The following is a 15,663-nucleotide window of genomic DNA, read 5'->3' as shown; positions in this document are numbered from 1 at the left end:
GCCGGAAAAATTATTTACCGTACACCGGGAATTGATCGGTCAAGGCATGCACCTTCGCCTTGGTGGCCGCAATCACTTCAGCGCTTTCCGGATTATCCAGCACATCGGCAATCAGGTTAGCCACTTGCTCGGCTTCGGCTTCTTTAAAGCCACGCGTTGTGATCGCAGGCGAACCGATACGAATACCGGAAGTCACAAACGGGCTCTCGGGGTCGTTAGGAATCGCATTCTTGTTGACCGTAATGTGCGCTTGGCCCAGATAAGCGTCTGCTGCCTTACCGGTCAAGCCTTTAGGACGCAGGTCTACCAGGAACACATGAGACTCGGTACGGCCGGAGATAATACGCAAACCACGCGCAGCCAACGTGCTGGCCATGATGCTGGCGTTCTTCAATACCTGTTCCTGATACGCTTTGAAGTCTGGCTGTGCCGCTTCGAGGAAAGCCGTCGCCTTACCGGCGATGACATGCATCAACGGGCCGCCTTGCAAGCTTGGGAACACGTTGGAGTTTAGTGATTTTTCAAACTCGGCCTTAGCCATGATGATACCGCCACGTGGACCACGTAAGGTCTTGTGCGTGGTTGAAGTCACAAAGTCAGCATGCGGTACCGGGTTAGGATATACACCCGCCGCGATCAGGCCAGAATAGTGCGCCATATCGACCATGAAATAAGCACCGACTTTTTTGGCGATTTCAGCCATACGCGCCCAGTCAAAACGCAAGGCATACGCAGAAGCACCCCCAATCAACAACTTTGGTTTGCACTCCACCGCAATACGCTCCATCTCATCGTAGTCTATCTCTTCTTTATCGTTTAAACCGTAAGGCACGATATTAAACAACTTGCCGGACAGGTTAGCCGGAGAACCATGTGTGAGGTGCCCGCCGTGACCCAGATTCATGCCCATCACGGTATCGCCTGGTTTCAGGATGGAGAAATACACGGCCTGATTCGCCTGTGAGCCAGAATGTGGCTGCACGTTAGCATATTCTGCACCATACAAGGCTTTCAGTCGGTCAATCGCCAGCTGTTCAACCTGGTCAACAAACTCACAGCCACCGTAAAAGCGTTTGCCTGGATACCCTTCAGCATACTTGTTCGTCAATTGCGAGCCTTGGGCTTCCATCACCGCTGGACTGGTGTAGTTTTCTGAAGCAATCAACTCGATATGCTGATGCTGACGCTCCACTTCGGAAGAAATCATTTGGGCCAAGGCCGGGTCTGCAACGCTTAAGTTTCTTGAAAAGCTAAACATGACGATCAAGTTTCCGTATCACAAAATTAAAGCGCGATTTTAGCATGAGGCGACCGCAGCATCCATCTTTAGCGATGCGCTCATTGAGCGCCTATCACTTTAAGTCGTGGTGTAATCCAGACACAAAGTGCACCAATACAGTGCAAACATCACCAGCCTGATTGAAACAACATGCACTAAAAAACAGAATTAAATACTTAAGCAATTGATTTAAATTATCTTTTTAAATCTGGCACAGCTTATGCTTAGTAAGATCCGTAAGCGTATATCTCCAAAATCGCTCCCTAAACCCAACTTCGGTTGGGTTCTTTTTTTTCAGGGGATGCTGTCTTGTCTTGACTCAATGTTGACGCATTTTTAATTGTTGCAAGGTTTGCTGGCAGCCTACATCCGTAGTTGCACTTTGATCGCCCGGATCGAGAAATGGCAGGATGGCGGCAAACGGATTGATCAATGCCAGTAATATGCCGCCAGCGACCCGTGCGGCAATCGGCCCCGGGCTGATCGAAACCTGGGGGTCCACAAAAGGCCCTGTCACCAGAATAGGCGAGCGCACGGTTAACGGCGAAAAGTTTTTAGGACTGGCCTGGAGTTTAAGGTTGAGCTGCTCCTGGCCCAAATCGACGGCACCATTGACCGTGACGGTCGTCACAGGCGTATCAATCACGGCTGCCTCTGGTGTCAAAACACCCTCTTTGGCCCGCCAGCCCATCGCGGCGCAATGCATGGGCAAGGGCTGATCGCCCTTGATCATGACACCAACCGCTTGGGCAATATCTAATCCAGCCGCCTCAATCAACAAGTGAGACATTTCCCCCTGACGCACCATCAGGGCGAGCTGACCATCCAGCGAGCGCAATAATTCGGCGGTTGAGCGGCCATGCCCCTGCAGCTTGGCACGCCCATTCAATTTACCGCTCACATAAGCTGGCGCCGGCTGTTGGCTGGTCTCTTTGGCTGCGTCACTGGTCGATTTTTTATCCGTCTGCGGCGAGACTTTTAGCCATTGTTCCAAACGGATATCATGCACCGCCAGCGCAATCTCCCAATCCGGGGCAGCGGGTGGCGACAAGTCGGCGTTCTGCACATCATGTGCATCAATCGATAGCGCGCCTGAGAGCGAGCCTTGAGCCGTACTGGCCTCCAGCTCTGCCAGACTTAACTTGTGTTTTTGCAAGCGCAAGCGCAATTTAAGTGGTGCAATGCGCTGCCTGAAGGCCGATCCTAAATCGACCGCATCAATATGCACATCGATATCCGCATTCATACGGCCATAGGTCGTAAAATCCAGCGAGGTATTTGGAAACAATTTGCCTGGATGCGGGTTGCTAGTCGTTGGAGTAGCTGCAGCGCCAAAGGCGGGCGCCAAATCCGCCAACATCAATAAAGAACCTTGCAGTTTGCCAGTCAACATCGGCGTTTCTGGTGCAAGATCATACACAAACTGTCCCGCCAGCTGACTGTTGCCAATGTGTGCAGAGGCGACATTCACAGCCCACTGCGTCGCGTTTTTTTCAACCGCCGCCTTTATTTTGAAATGCGGCGTCCTAGGGAATGTCAGGCTCAGCAAGTCCCCGACATCGGCCAGCGATGAACCTTTTACCTCTACCTGCCCCTTGACACGCTGGACACCCAACACATCATATACGGCACCGCGGAACGTGGCATGCACGGCACCGTACGTTAACCATCCTTGCGAGTTAACCGGCGGTGAGTCCTGCCCCTGAGTCGCGATCGGTAAAAAGCCTTGCGTCACCAATGCGGCCTGCAAGGGCAAACGACGGAACTGACCATCCACTTTGATTTGCGATTCCGGCGTTTTAAGATGGGCGCCCTCTTCGGTATAAAACTTGACGTTCAGTTGCGCATCCGTAACGGCATCGGCAAGCTTGGCTTGCCCCTCATTAACGGCCAGTTGCTCAATGATGGGAAACGGACGGGGCGGGCTGCCGTCATCCAGCTCAAAATCCCAACTGGCCTCTTGGTTGGCATGGCGGATCATGTAAGCATTTAAACGGTCCGCGCGAATCGATGCAATGCGATAAGGATCGCGTGCTTTGAGTGACCACAGGTCACGGTAGCGCAACGCCAGCGACAAGCCATGCGCTTCAACAAAATAAGGCGCGTCAAAGCCTGCGGGCGCGGCAATTCTCAATCCGCCTACTTGCAACCGGATGCCACCCAGCAATTGCAAATGGAAAGGACGGTCTATGATCACGGCCCGTTGTAACTGATTTTGCAACGCGGTTTGCAGGGGTTGGCGCAAAAAAGGCCAGCCCAGCATTTCGCAGACCATGACTACAAAGACAAGCACAAGTAGCATGCCCCCCAGCCAGCGTGCAAACAGGGGAGCGCGGGGTGTTTTATCAATATCACTCATAACCCGTTATGATGCCGCGTGCAGCTCAGGCTGACCAGTGCCCCACGTCTGACAGCGCTGTAGGTGGATTCTGGCAAATCCGGCACCTACTGTCAGTTATAATGAGCCCATCTCACTCACATCGACAGGAGCCCACCACCATGAAATGGACTGACAGCCAGCGCATTGCTGAAGAGCTGTATGATCAATTCCCCGAGATTGACCCCAAAACCATCCGCTTTACCGACCTCATGCAATGGGTGATGGATTTGGAGGACTTTGATGATGAGCCCTCCCGCTGCGGCGAAAAAATCCTGGAGGCGATTCAACTGGCCTGGATAGAAGAAGCCGAATAAATGATTCCATTGCTGCCAGCGTCGATTTTCAAAGCCTACGACATCCGTGGCATTGTCGGCGACACATTGACAGAAGAGATTGTGCAGCAGATTGGCCTGGCACTGGGCTCTTTGGCACAGGCACGCGGCGAGCAGAGTGTCTGCGTGGGCTATGATGGCCGCTTATCCAGCCCGGCACTGGCCACCGCATTGAGTGCAGGGCTGATGCAAACTGGCGTCAATGTGCTGAATCTGGGCATGGTCACTACGCCCATGCTGTATTTTGCAACGCATTACCTTGCCCAAACGCACAGTGGCGTCATGATCACCGGCAGCCATAATCCACCGCAATATAATGGTCTCAAAATGGTGATTGCGGGCGAGACGCTCAGTAGCGAAGCCATCCAGGCCCTCAAGCACAGCATCATGCAGCAGCAGTATTACCAGCCCGACCAAGCTGGTAATCAAACCAGCTACGATATTTATCCTGCCTATCAGGCAGCCATTGTGTCGGATATCCAGCTCGCACGCCCGATGCGGGTAGTCATCGACTGCGGCAACGGTGTCGCCGGCGCCTACGCGCCCGCCATCTTCCAGGCATTAGGCTGCGAGGTCGAGCCACTGTTTTGTGAGGTCGATGGGCATTTCCCCAACCACCACCCAGACCCGGTGGAAGCCAAAAACTTGCAAGACGTCATCGGTGCGTTACAAAGCGGCACCGCCGAAATCGGGATTGCTTTTGATGGCGATGGCGACCGTCTGGGCGTGGTCACCCGATCCGGGCAAATCATCCGTAGCGACCGCCAGCTCATGTTGTTTGTAGAGGATATACTCAGCCAGCAACCAGGCAGCCAAGTGGTGTTTGATGTCAAATCCAGCCGCCATCTCGCGCCCTGGATACGCCAACATGGGGGCAAACCGGTGATCTGGAAAACCGGCCACTCGCTGATGAAAGCCAAAATCAAGGAAACAGGTGCTGCCATTGGCGGTGAGCTCTCGGGTCATTTGTTTTTTAATGACTGTGTCGCTGGTACCCCGCGCTGGTTTGGCTTTGATGATGGCCTGTATAGCGCGGCACGCCTGCTCGAACTGGTGAGCCGCAGCCCTGATGCCAACGCTGTGCTAGAAGCCCTGCCAGACAGCCTCAACACGCCAGAACTGCAAATCGCCATGCAAGAAGGCGAGCCGCATGCCTTGATCGCGCAACTGCAACAATCCGCGCAATTCCCGGGTGCAGTAGAAGTGATCACCATCGATGGCTTGCGCGTTGAATATGCCGATGGCTTTGGTTTGATTCGCGCCTCAAACACCACACCCGTGTTGACCTTGCGCTTTGAGGCCGATGACAATGCGGCCTTAACCCGCATTCAACAGACATTCAAACAACTGCTACTCAGCACTCACCCAAACTTGAAAATCCCTTTTTGAGCCTCCATTGAATGAGCATGCGACATGCCACTCAAAAAAACCATCTCCGCGGGCGCAGCCTGCTTTACACCCTGCTCTGGCTGGGGCTGGCTGCACTGATCTGGTTTCTGGTAGACCGCGTACAACACCCCAACACCCTGGAACAACTCGGCCAGCAAAAAGTGGTGACGCTCAAGCGCGGCACCGACGGCCATTACAGCGCCGAAGCCCTCATTAATGGCGAACGGGTACGCGTTCTGGTGGATACCGGAGCCACCGGCATCGCCATCTCACAAAATGTAGCAGACCGTTTGGGTCTGGTCAGCCATGACGCGATTAGCACCCACACTGCCAACGGCACGGCGGTCGCTTATTTGGTCAGGCTTAAAACCGTGCAACTGGGTGGCGTCGTCGCCCATGATGTCGCCGCGACGATTTCGCCTGGACTGGAAGGCGATGCCCTGCTCGGCATGAGCTTTTTAGGCAGAATGGATGTGCGCCTATACCAAGGCACCATGACCATTCAGAATGCAGAATAAGGCTGCCGTTACATTTCAGGCTATTTTCTGTAGCCGAATTCGAGCACAAACCACTGCGGATGCATCCCTGCCAACGGCTCCCTCAGCTTGGCCAATTCGGCTTCTGTCCCATGCACTTCAATCCGCACCAGCGTAGAAACCTCACCCATCTCGTGCAAAATCGGCCGCAGGTTTTCGATGTGCGCCAACAGCGCTTCTGCATTGGTGAACCCTTCGCGGCAATGGGCCAGGTCACCGTGAAAGCTAAAGCCGTAATACAGGCAACCAGGCTCACGGGATGACCAGCTCACATATTTTTCGCAAATCGCCCGAAAAGCAGAAGCCTGGCCAGGCTGGATTTCAAAGTAGGGAGAGACGGAGACACAGGAATCGGTAGTGGCCATAGGATGAAACCAAATGATTGAATAATCGCGTGATTAATTGGCGAGTTCGGCGCCTTCAACCACGACCCGGAAAAACTGTAAATCGGCCTGGTCGATGATGCGGACACCGGTGGCCACTGAACCGCGCCGACCGGGGGCAATGCCGCCCGTAATCAACATCGAACGCGTCTGGTTAACCATGCGGCCACGGCTGTCGTATTGCAGCATGCGTACTTGCACGCGCCCCACCGGCACATTGCTGTTATTTTGCACGGCAGCGTAAACCATGCCGGTATCATCAGCCAGCGGGCCAGCCGGCAAATAGCGGCCAGGGTTACGTGGTAAATCGAGTCGCATGGCTCTTGCCGCAGCCTCTTTGCCGATTTCGGAATCTGAACTTGCCGCCAGTTGGTAATGCTGCAAAGCCAGGGCGGTTTCGCCACGCCCTTCAGCAATCTGCCCGAGCAAGGCATAGCCTGGTGCCGTTGGTAACAAGGCGTTGGCTTTTTTCAAAAAGGATTCCGCCTGCTCTTTTTTGCCTGCATTAAACAAGGCAATGCCGCTTTGCACATAGGGCTTGAAGTAGTCCGGTTGCATCTGGATGGCTTTGTCGTAAAACGCCAGCGCTTCGGTAGTATTTTTCTTGGTGAGGGCAATATCCCCCAGCAGCTCCTCGAAACGCGCTTCGCGCGGCTCAATGCTGATGGCTTTTTTCGCCAAAGTTTTTGCTTTTTCGGTATCGCCTTTTTGCAAGGCCTCTTTGCCTTCATCGTAGGCTTTATAAGCCTCGCGCGTCGCCATCAGTTTGGCGACTTTTTGTGCATAAATCTCTTTACCCATCTCACCGCCAGTGCCCAGCTCGGCCAAGGTTTTTTCGTTGAGATCGACACGCTCTTGCGAAGGCGGGTGGCTGGCAAACAAGCCAGACAGAAAATCCTGCCGTTTGCCCTGGCTAAGCCGGACAAAGGTCTCTTGCAGCGTCACCGCAGCAGCAGGGTCATAACCGGCCAGCTTCATATACTTCATGCCATAGTGATCTGCCTCGGACTCAGCCTCACGGCCATATTTGCTCGTGATCAGTTGCCCGCCCAATTGCGCACCACCGACCACCAGATTGGCATAATTGGAGTCACGCGTGGCCAGGCCCACCGCCAGCATGGCACCTTGCATAAAGATGCCACGCTCCATGCCTTTGGCACCATGCCTGGCCGCCGCGTGCACAATTTCATGCCCCAACACAGCCGCCAGTTCAGCTTCGCTGTGCAATTCGTATAACAGGCCCCGGTTAAACGCAATTTTGCCACCCGGCATGGCCCAGGCATTGGGCACTGAGTCATTGAGCACCACAAACTCATAGGGCAAATCCGGGCGGTCAGACACCGCGGCTAACCGCTGGCCGACTTGCTGCACATAGCGTGTCAGCTCAGGGTCCAGCGTGTAGTCGCCGCCTTGCGATTGACGCGCCGGGCTATAATTTTGCTGGCCAATCTGGATTTCCTTGTCTTGCGAGACAAACTGAAACTCCCGCTCTTTGGTGACCGGATTCACCCCGCAAGCCAGCAGGCCTGCAGATACAATCAGCGGACAAAGAATGCTTTTTTTGATCATGATCACGCTACGGCTTCCCTGTGCACGCTTTGCTTAAGTAATCACCGTAGGTTGCTGTCTACCAGTCAGCTGTGGCAACTGCGAAATCTGATGCGAGACCGTAATCAGTTCTGCCAATGCTTCCTGGGCATCAAGCTGTTGCTGAGCCGGGTCTTGCGTAAAGGCCTCCAGATAAACGCGGATGGTGGCGCCTTCAGTGCCGGTGCCGGATAAACGGATCACCACCCGTGAGCCGCAGGCAAACAGAATGCGCAAGCCCTGGCCAGTGCTGACAGAGCCATCGACAGGGTCGGTATAACTGAAGTCATCCACGGTGTTCACGGTGTAGCTGCCAAACACCTGACCAGGCAAGCTGGCAAACTGGGCCTTGATATGTGCCATGACAGCATTGGCCTGCTCAGTGGGCACGCCTTCGTAGTCATGGCGAGAATACACATTGCGGCCATAGGTTTGCCAATGTTTGCGCACCAGTGACTCAACGCTCTCACCCGTGGCGGCCAGCAGATTCAACCAGCACAACACCGCCCACAAGCCATCTTTTTCGCGGACATGGTCACTGCCGGTACCAAAGCTTTCTTCACCACACAAGGTCACGCGGCCAGCATCCATCAGGTTGCCAAAAAACTTCCAGCCGGTGGGCGTTTCGTAACAAGCGATGCCCAATTTGGCGGCCACGCGGTCTACGGCACCACTGGTTGGCATCGAACGGGCGACGCCAGACAAGCCTTTGGCGTAAGCAGGAATCAACTTGGCATTGGCGGCAATCAGGGCCAGGCTGTCAGACGGCGTGACAAAAAAGTGATTGCCCAGAATCATGTTGCGATCCCCGTCGCCATCAGACGCCGCCGCAAAATCCGGGGCCTGTGCGCCATACGCCACTTTGACCAGCTCTTCGGCATAGGTCAGGTTGGGGTCCGGATGGCCGCCCCCAAAGTTTTCAGAGACTTCGCAATTCATGAGGCTGTCTGCAGACGCGCCCAGGCGGTTACCTAAAATCTCCTTGGCATACGGCCCGGTCACGGCATGCATGGCATCAAATGTCAGCCGATGCCCTGCGGCCAGCCAGCGCTTGATGGCAGCAAAATCAAACATGCTTTCCATCAGGTCAGCATAGTCACTGACCGCGTCTATCACTTCAACCACGAAGCCATCCAGGGTGGTGACACCGATGCTGGAGAGATCCACCTCTGGCAAGTCAGCCAGTTTGTATTGGCTGATTTGTTTGCTGTTGGCAAAAATGGTATCGGTGATTTTTTCCGGTGCCGGACCGCCATTGCTGGTGTTGTATTTGATGCCAAAATCGTCATCCGGTCCGCCTGGATTATGACTGGCAGAAAGAATAATGCCGCCAAAAGTCTGGTATTTGCGGATCAGATGAGAAGCCGCCGGTGTAGACAGAATACCGTGTTGGCCGACCAGCACTTTACCAAAGCCGTTGGCAGCCGCCATTTTGATAATGATCTGGATCGCTTCTTTATTAAAGTAGCGGCCATCCCCGCCCAGCGTCAAGGTCGCATTGGCAGGAATCTCCAGCGTATCAAAAATACTTTGCACAAAGTTTTGCAGGTAGTGTGGCTGTTGAAAAACGCGCACTTTTTTGCGCAAGCCAGAGGTCCCGGGTTTTTGATCAGAAAAAGCTTGTGTAGCGACAGTTTGAATCGACATAATATGGGCTTCGTGAAATGTAAAAAAATCTAAGCTTGATTGTATTACAAATTGATGGCAGTTTTGTGTGCGGCGGGATTTCTCCTTCTCCGCATGATTCAGGCTGCGCGATGACGCAGACTAAAATACAGCAGCGACAACGCGGCCACATGGCCCACCGGCAACCACAAGGCATTAAAATGCCAGCGCATAAAGCTGCAGGCGCCCAATACCCCGCCACAAACAAACCCGCCTATCAGCAACAAATACAGTGTGAGCCGGCGCTTATCCACGGCCTGGCCGCGCAAGCGCAAGCCCAGTGCAATGCCGATATCGGTAAACAGGCCGGAGACATGCGTGGTGCGCACCACGGCGCCACTATAGGTGCTGGTCATGGCATTTTGCAAGCCGCAAGCCGCCGAGGCCAGCCACTGTCCGCTGTGCCAGCCCGTATTCAACAGCAGGATAGCAGCGGCCAACAAGCCGGCCTCCAGCCATAACGCCCAATGATACTGATGCCCGAGCTTGAGTGCCTCATGCCCGATGATGACACCACTGAGCATGGCGCCCAGCAAAAAAAACAGCATCACGCAGAGCAGGTGCAAGGCCTGCAACCCGTCGCCCTGCATGATTTCAATGGAGAAAAAAGTCGAAATGCCGGTGAGATGCGACACCGCCTGATGTCTGAAGCCCAACACCCCCACCGCGTTAATAAAGCCGGCATTCAATGCCATTAAAAACCCGCCCCACTCTACCCAGCGTGGCAATCGCTGCATCATATAGACCTCGAATCCTGCATAGACCAGACAGCCTTATTCTACGCCGAGTGAGCGACCTGATTATAAAAACTACGTAAAATCATGAGCCGTTTTTACGGATTCGCTTCAGGCCTGGATTGAAACACCCGCGTATAGTGAGAGTCATACAAATACATCAATCATGATGCATTTAAACAAATACTTAAGGAGACGATTATGTGGACTAAACCAGCTGCAACTGAAATGCGTTTTGGCTTTGAAGTAACAATGTACGTCATGAACAAATAATCAGCGCTTGTCTTAATCACAAGTGAGCTGAACAAAAAACCGCCGGACTCCGGCGGTTTTTTTTATGGCTGTATGGCAGACGGCCCGGTCAAGCCAGCTGCGACCATAGCAAATGCAGGCTCACGGTAATTAAAAACAAGGCAAATACACGCTTTAAGGTTTTAACCGGCAAGCGTTTCGTCAAAGCCACGCCCGTGGGCGCAAACAGCACACTAAGCGGGGTCAGCAACAGCACAGCCGGCAAATACAGCAGGCCAAACGTTTCTGGCGCATGTGCGGTTTGCCGCCAGGCATCTTGCAAATAACTGACCGTACTGGCCAGTGCAATCGGAAAGCCCAATACCGCCGAGGTCCCAATCGCCTGCTTCACCGACACATTGCGCATGGCTAAATAAGGCACCGTCAAGGTTCCGCCGCCAATCGACACCAGCGCAGACACACCGCCTATCAGCAATGACACCAGGCCAATCTCAACCTTGCCTGGCACTTTATGCTGGGTCGGTTTGCGATCCAGAAATAATTGCACCGCCGCAAAAAAAGTAAAGGTGGCAAAAAACAGCGTCAAATACCTGGCATCCAGATGAATCGCCACCAGTGTCGCCAGCAACGACCCCACAAACGCCATCGGCACCATGGCCCACACGTAGGGCCAGACAATATTCTGGTTTTTATGATGCGCCAAAATGCTGGACAGCGAGGTGAACACGATGCAAGCCATCGAGGTCGCCAGCGCCATATGAAACGCCGTGTCGGCTGCAAAGCCTTTGGCGACCAAAATGGCATGCAGCATGGGTACCAGCACAATGCCGCCACCAATCCCGAGCAAGCCAGACAAGACACCGACAATCACGCCCATCAGGCAAAACACAGCATATTGTTCAAAAAAAACGGTTAACCAGTCCATAGCAGTTTTTTGAATGATTAGGCCGCACAGTATACCTTCTGAGATTATTTTTTCTTTTGCATCCCGCCTGTTTTGTTTAACTGCCCACGCACTAATTTTTGTTACAATAATCAAATGAACGAGATGGTTGATCAAAAAGCAGGAGGCAAGCGCCCCGGTGCCGGTCGCAAACCGGGCGCTGGCTTATACCAGGAAGCGACGACAGTCATGCGGGTGCCTGCCAGCCAAAAAGCCGCCATTCGCCAACTGCTGGCCAGCGATGCCCGCAAACAGCGGCCACCATCAGCGAACAGCCTGGATAGCCCGCAATCTTTTGCGCAACCGGCGCGCGATACGTCAGGCATTGCCTTACCTTTATTTCAGTCCAAAGTGGCGGCAGGCTTCCCCTCGCCTGCGGATGACCATATCGAACAACGGCTGGACCCCAACGAATACCTGATTGATCAGGCAGATACAACGTTTTTTGTCACCATACAAGGCGAATCCATGATTGAGGTGGGCCTCATGCCTGGCGATAAAGCCGTGGTGGATAAAAACAAACAGGCGGTGATGGGTGATATTGTGCTGGCGATGATTGATGGCGAATTCACCATCAAAACCCTGTCCAGACAAAAAAATGGCAAACCACAACTGTTACCGGCCAATGCCTCAGGCAAGTACCGCCCGATTCTGATCGAAGACGGCATGCAGTTTGAAATCTGGGGCGTCGTCATTGGCTCATTCAGGCGCTTCAGATAAGCACCTGCAGATCCGTCAAAAAACCCATTCCTGATCAGTCACACATCCGGGCACACAGCGCCCACCGACAGCTGTTTGCTGTGCCCCCTAGCCAGGGTGCACTCGTTTTTTCATCACGCTTAAAAAAATCTTGATTATTGTTACAATAACACTTGATTGCTGTTACAATAATTTCCATGAACGATGAAGACAATACACACGGCGGCAAAAGAGCGGGCGCCGGGCGCAAGTCAGGCACAGGCACCTACCGGGAAGAAACCTCGGTCATGCGCGTGCCTAACAGCCAAAAGCCGGTCATCAGCGACTTTCTGGAGGCCTACGCAAAAAAACAGCGGTTGGCGCAGCTGAAAGACCATCTTGATCGCATTGAAGAATTTACACAGTTATCAGCTGAGCTTGACCAGGTCAGTTTGCCGCTGTTTGAGTCCAAAGTGCCCGCCGGATTACCGTCCCCTGCTGACGACCATGTCGATGCACGCATGGACCCGAATGCCTATCTGATCAACAAGGCCGACAAAACCTTCTTTGTCACGATACAAGGCGAATCCATGATTGAGGTGGGCCTCATGCCTGGCGATAAAGCCGTGATTGAAAAAGACAAGGTGCCCGCTGTGGGCGATATTGTGCTAGCAATGATTGATGGCGAATTTACGGTCAAAACCCTGGCCAAACAAAAAGATGGTATGCCCAAGTTATTACCCGCTAATTCATCAGGAAGATACGCCCCTATCCTGATCTCGCAACACATGCAGTTTGAAATCTGGGGCGTGGTGACTGGTTCTTTTAGAAAGTTTTAATCATGGCACGTCAAAATACCCCTGCTTCTCACTGGACAGATGGCGTTTGCAGAGCAAACGGTATCAACATTCACTACCTGCGCACTGGCGGCAACAAACCGACCATCATTGCCTTGCATGGCCTGGCCGGCAACAGCGTATGCTGGTCACCCATCGCCCGCGCGCTGGAGCAACACTATGACATCATCATGCCGGATGCGCGCGGCCACGGCCAATCCAGCGCGCCCCTGCATGGCTACACCTATCAAGACCACGCCAATGATGTGATTGAGCTGATCCGCACGCTGGGCATCAAATCGCCCTACCTGCTCGGCCACTCCATGGGGGGCATGACCGCGGCCATGGTCGCCAGCAGACTCGGCCTGGCGATCAATGGCGTGATTTTGGCAGACCCAACCTTTCTGAGTGCAGAGTGGCCGCATGAGGTCTATCACCGCCAGCTGGTTGAGCAACATCAACAAATGCTGACTTCCAGCAAGGAAGCGTTATTTAAAGCAGACAAGGCGAAACACCGTTTTCGCGCCTCGGCCATTATCGAGCACCTGATAGAAGCCAGACTGCAAACCAGCCTGCAAGCATTTGATGTGCTGATTCCACCGAATCCAGAGTTTGATGAGCTGATCCGCAATATTTATGTGCCCACCTTAATGCTGCTTGGCAGCGAAGGCGTGGTCTCTGCGGAAACGGCACGCGCCTTGCACCGCATCAATCCTGATCTGCAATACAAGGTCATTCAGGATGCAGGGCACGGGCTGCCATACGATGAACCCGCCCGTTTGGCGGCAGCGATTCATGCCTTCCTCAAACCAAAAACCGCCGCCAAACCGCGCCTGCAGGCGACACCGGGCATGTTCTCCATGCGCGCAGCCTACGCCTATTAATCAAGCACGACTTGCAGAGCCGCGGTCAGGCTTGCTAGCAAGGGGAGTCGCGGCTAGGTGTCTGGTCTGCATGCGCATGCCAGCGCATCCAGCTGAATGTCGTATCAGGCAGACGTCTTCTATGCTGACGGCCGCCATGCTGATGGGTGAGACATTGAGGCAACATCAAAAACAGCGCGTTGCAAACCGGCAAGAGAGCAATGCGTCGCGCACAAAAAACCCGGTACTAGGCGACCGGGTCTCTTGTCCGTCAGTCAGAACAATTATTTGTTCATGACGTACATGGTTACTTCAAAACCGAAACGCATTTCAGTTGCAGCTGGTTTAGTCCACATGATTGATCTCCTTGTTGTTGTCCCGGGCCGACCCCATGTCTTGCCCGTGTGAAAGTATTATCGACCCGGTGAGCCAAAATCCTGCTATTGCCGATCATGAACAAGGATTAGGGAATTTCATGAAACACACCTCATGCCAATGAACGCGACAGACTGCCCAAGCATGCATGCACGCACCATTGCACTGGTTGATGTGAATAACTTTTACGTGAGCTGTGAGCGCGTGTTTAAACCCGCATTGCGCCAACGGCCAGTGGTGGTATTGAGCAATAACGATGGCTGCGTGGTCTCGCGCAGCGCCGAAGCCAAAGCGCTGGGCATCGCCATGGGCGCGCCCTGGTTCCAGATTCGCAAGCAGGCAGAACGCGCTGGCGTCATTGCCTTCTCCTCTAACTATGCCTTGTATGCAGACATGAGCAACCGCGTCATGTCCATCTTGCGTCAGTTCAGTCCGGCACAGGAGATTTACTCCATCGACGAATGCTTTCTGGAGCTGACCGGGTTTACGCGGCGCGATTTGACCGAGTATGCACAAACCTTGCGACAAACCATCTTGCGCGGCACCGGTTTACCGGTGTGTGTCGGCATAGGCGCCAGCAAAACGCTGGCTAAACTCGCCAATCACTGCGCCAAGCATACCCCTGCCATGCAAGGCGTATGCAATTTCAACACCCTGACGCCAACCGCGGTAGATGCCCGTCTCGCCGAAATACAGGTGGATGAAGTCTGGGGAATCGGCCGCCGCCTGGCCGCCACGCTGCATGCACGTCCGCTAGCGATTCACACCGCCTATGACCTCAAATACAGTGATGCCGAAACCATGCGCAGGCGCTTTAGCGTGGTGATGGAAAAAACCATCCGTGAACTGAATGGCACCGTGTGCCTGGAACTCGAAGAAGTGCGCGGGCCTCAGCAACAAATTTTGAGCACACGCAGCTTTGGCCAGCCGGTCAGAGAAATCGAAGGCCTGTCTGAAGCGCTGACGTTGTACACGACCCGTGCTGCAGAAAAGTTACGCAAAAAACAGCTGTTTGCTGGCAGTGTGTATGTGTATATCCGCACCAGCCCCTTCCGCGAGGATAGCCGCTTTTACAGCAATGCCCTCACCGTGCCACTACCGGTGGCCACGCACGATACCCGGCAACTGGTCAAAGCGGCACTCTGGGCACTCAGGCGCATTTACCAGCCCGGACACGACTATGCCAAAGCCGGCGTGTCCTTGGGCGAATTGGTGCCTGCGCAGGCGATACAACAGGATTTGTTTCATTCAAGCCCGCAAGCCGACAACACTGCGCGGCTGATGCAGGCCATGGACGCAATTAACCGCAAAATGGGCAGAGCCACCTTGCGGCTGGCAAGCGAAGGCCGGCAACAGCCCTGGCAAATGAAGCAAATGCGCAAGAGCCCGAGTTATACGACCAACTGGAAAGACCTGCTGTGTGTGGATTGA

The 15,663-nt window shown here is 53.9% G+C and carries 16 protein-coding genes; 8 read left to right on the top strand and 8 right to left on the bottom strand.

Annotated elements, in window-relative coordinates:
- Positions 1-10: 10 nt before the first annotated feature.
- Positions 11-1,258, bottom strand: a complete 1,248-nt coding sequence (glyA, locus tag AACH41_RS03900) for a serine hydroxymethyltransferase (RefSeq protein ID WP_194747350.1) — start codon at positions 1,256-1,258, stop codon at positions 11-13.
- 340 nt (positions 1,259-1,598) lie between these two features.
- Positions 1,599-3,638, bottom strand: a complete 2,040-nt coding sequence (locus tag AACH41_RS03895; RefSeq protein WP_338656857.1) for an AsmA family protein — start codon at positions 3,636-3,638, stop codon at positions 1,599-1,601.
- 140 nt (positions 3,639-3,778) lie between these two features.
- On the opposite strand from AACH41_RS03895, the gene iscX reads away from it, so the two are divergent.
- The 3 genes from iscX to AACH41_RS03880 are packed head-to-tail and all read left to right on the top strand — an operon-like array spanning position 3,779 to position 5,898.
- Complete coding sequence (iscX, locus tag AACH41_RS03890) at positions 3,779-3,973, top strand: Fe-S cluster assembly protein IscX (RefSeq protein WP_194747352.1); 195 nt, start codon at positions 3,779-3,781, stop codon at positions 3,971-3,973.
- Positions 3,974-5,380 carry a phosphomannomutase/phosphoglucomutase gene (locus AACH41_RS03885; RefSeq protein WP_338656855.1) on the top strand — a complete coding sequence of 469 codons (1,407 nt, stop codon included), beginning with the start codon at positions 3,974-3,976 and terminating at the stop codon, positions 5,378-5,380.
- A gap of 11 nt (positions 5,381-5,391) precedes the next feature.
- Entirely contained in the window at positions 5,392-5,898 is a 507-nt protein-coding gene (locus tag AACH41_RS03880) for a retropepsin-like aspartic protease (protein ID WP_338656854.1), read from the top strand.
- Positions 5,899-5,918: 20 nt separating this feature from the next.
- Here AACH41_RS03880 and AACH41_RS03875 read toward each other — a convergent pair whose 3' ends face one another.
- The 4 genes from AACH41_RS03875 to AACH41_RS03860 form a co-directional block, all read right to left on the bottom strand.
- On the bottom strand, positions 5,919-6,281 hold the full coding sequence (locus tag AACH41_RS03875; protein ID WP_338656853.1) for an antibiotic biosynthesis monooxygenase: 363 nt from the start codon (positions 6,279-6,281) through the stop codon (positions 5,919-5,921).
- Between the two features lie 33 nt (positions 6,282-6,314).
- Positions 6,315-7,868, bottom strand: a complete 1,554-nt coding sequence (locus AACH41_RS03870) for a M48 family metalloprotease (RefSeq protein WP_194747562.1) — start codon at positions 7,866-7,868, stop codon at positions 6,315-6,317.
- Between the two features lie 33 nt (positions 7,869-7,901).
- The gene (locus AACH41_RS03865; protein ID WP_338656849.1) at positions 7,902-9,533 is read right to left on the bottom strand and encodes an alpha-D-glucose phosphate-specific phosphoglucomutase; all 1,632 of its coding nucleotides are present in this window, start codon (positions 9,531-9,533) and stop codon (positions 7,902-7,904) included.
- Between the two features lie 98 nt (positions 9,534-9,631).
- Positions 9,632-10,291 carry a YoaK family protein gene (locus AACH41_RS03860; RefSeq protein WP_313983349.1) on the bottom strand — a complete coding sequence of 220 codons (660 nt, stop codon included), beginning with the start codon at positions 10,289-10,291 and terminating at the stop codon, positions 9,632-9,634.
- Between the two features lie 195 nt (positions 10,292-10,486).
- On the opposite strand from AACH41_RS03860, the gene pqqA (AACH41_RS03855) reads away from it, so the two are divergent.
- Complete coding sequence (pqqA, locus tag AACH41_RS03855) at positions 10,487-10,558, top strand: pyrroloquinoline quinone precursor peptide PqqA (RefSeq protein ID WP_081624291.1); 72 nt, start codon at positions 10,487-10,489, stop codon at positions 10,556-10,558.
- Between the two features lie 88 nt (positions 10,559-10,646).
- Here the strand turns inward: pqqA (AACH41_RS03855) and AACH41_RS03850 are convergent, their stop codons facing one another.
- Positions 10,647-11,462: a sulfite exporter TauE/SafE family protein gene (locus tag AACH41_RS03850; RefSeq protein WP_338656847.1), complete on the bottom strand. Its 816-nt coding sequence runs from the start codon at positions 11,460-11,462 to the stop codon at positions 10,647-10,649.
- Positions 11,463-11,576: 114 nt separating this feature from the next.
- On the opposite strand from AACH41_RS03850, the gene umuD (AACH41_RS03845) reads away from it, so the two are divergent.
- The 3 genes from umuD (AACH41_RS03845) to AACH41_RS03835 all read left to right on the top strand — a co-directional run bounded on the left by umuD (AACH41_RS03845) (position 11,577) and on the right by AACH41_RS03835 (position 13,878).
- On the top strand, positions 11,577-12,200 hold the full coding sequence (gene umuD / locus AACH41_RS03845) for a translesion error-prone DNA polymerase V autoproteolytic subunit (RefSeq protein ID WP_338656845.1): 624 nt from the start codon (positions 11,577-11,579) through the stop codon (positions 12,198-12,200).
- 176 nt (positions 12,201-12,376) lie between these two features.
- Complete coding sequence (gene umuD, locus AACH41_RS03840; protein ID WP_194747360.1) at positions 12,377-12,997, top strand: translesion error-prone DNA polymerase V autoproteolytic subunit; 621 nt, start codon at positions 12,377-12,379, stop codon at positions 12,995-12,997.
- Positions 12,998-12,999: 2 nt separating this feature from the next.
- A complete protein-coding gene (locus AACH41_RS03835; RefSeq protein ID WP_194747362.1) occupies positions 13,000-13,878 on the top strand; it encodes an alpha/beta hydrolase in 879 nt (292 codons plus the stop codon).
- A 263-nt stretch (positions 13,879-14,141) separates the two neighbouring features.
- Here AACH41_RS03835 and pqqA (AACH41_RS03830) read toward each other — a convergent pair whose 3' ends face one another.
- Positions 14,142-14,213 (bottom strand): pyrroloquinoline quinone precursor peptide PqqA, encoded by a 72-nt coding sequence (pqqA, locus tag AACH41_RS03830; protein WP_081624291.1) that lies wholly within the window; start codon positions 14,211-14,213, stop codon positions 14,142-14,144.
- A 133-nt stretch (positions 14,214-14,346) separates the two neighbouring features.
- Here pqqA (AACH41_RS03830) and AACH41_RS03825 point away from each other — a divergent pair, with 133 nt between their 5' ends.
- On the top strand, positions 14,347-15,663 hold the full coding sequence (locus AACH41_RS03825) for a Y-family DNA polymerase (RefSeq protein ID WP_338656844.1): 1,317 nt from the start codon (positions 14,347-14,349) through the stop codon (positions 15,661-15,663).

Origin of the sequence: Methylophilus sp. DW102, from assembly GCF_037076555.1 — a bacterium.
GTDB lineage: Bacteria > Pseudomonadota > Gammaproteobacteria > Burkholderiales > Methylophilaceae > Methylophilus > Methylophilus glucosoxydans.
Note: the sequence above shows the minus strand (reverse complement) of the source record. Positions and strands in the feature narration are given on the sequence as shown.

Excerpts from the sequence above, each read along its gene's own strand:
- AACH41_RS03895 (WP_338656857.1), bottom strand. The coding sequence starts at position 3,638 with ATGAGTGATATTGATAAAACACCCCGCGCTCCCCTGTTTGCACGCTGG.
- AACH41_RS03865 (WP_338656849.1), bottom strand. The coding sequence starts at position 9,533 with ATGTCGATTCAAACTGTCGCTACACAAGCTTTTTCTGATCAAAAACCC.
- umuD (WP_194747360.1), top strand. The coding sequence starts at position 12,377 with ATGAACGATGAAGACAATACACACGGCGGCAAAAGAGCGGGCGCCGGG.
- glyA (WP_194747350.1), bottom strand. The coding sequence starts at position 1,258 with ATGTTTAGCTTTTCAAGAAACTTAAGCGTTGCAGACCCGGCCTTGGCC.
- AACH41_RS03875 (WP_338656853.1), bottom strand. The coding sequence starts at position 6,281 with ATGGCCACTACCGATTCCTGTGTCTCCGTCTCTCCCTACTTTGAAATC.
- AACH41_RS03860 (WP_313983349.1), bottom strand. The coding sequence starts at position 10,291 with ATGATGCAGCGATTGCCACGCTGGGTAGAGTGGGGCGGGTTTTTAATG.
- AACH41_RS03835 (WP_194747362.1), top strand. The coding sequence starts at position 13,000 with ATGGCACGTCAAAATACCCCTGCTTCTCACTGGACAGATGGCGTTTGC.
- AACH41_RS03880 (WP_338656854.1), top strand. The coding sequence starts at position 5,392 with ATGAGCATGCGACATGCCACTCAAAAAAACCATCTCCGCGGGCGCAGC.
- AACH41_RS03825 (WP_338656844.1), top strand. The coding sequence starts at position 14,347 with ATGCCAATGAACGCGACAGACTGCCCAAGCATGCATGCACGCACCATT.
- iscX (WP_194747352.1), top strand. The coding sequence starts at position 3,779 with ATGAAATGGACTGACAGCCAGCGCATTGCTGAAGAGCTGTATGATCAA.
- AACH41_RS03850 (WP_338656847.1), bottom strand. The coding sequence starts at position 11,462 with ATGGACTGGTTAACCGTTTTTTTTGAACAATATGCTGTGTTTTGCCTG.
- AACH41_RS03885 (WP_338656855.1), top strand. The coding sequence starts at position 3,974 with ATGATTCCATTGCTGCCAGCGTCGATTTTCAAAGCCTACGACATCCGT.
- AACH41_RS03870 (WP_194747562.1), bottom strand. The coding sequence starts at position 7,868 with ATGATCAAAAAAAGCATTCTTTGTCCGCTGATTGTATCTGCAGGCCTG.
- umuD (WP_338656845.1), top strand. The coding sequence starts at position 11,577 with ATGAACGAGATGGTTGATCAAAAAGCAGGAGGCAAGCGCCCCGGTGCC.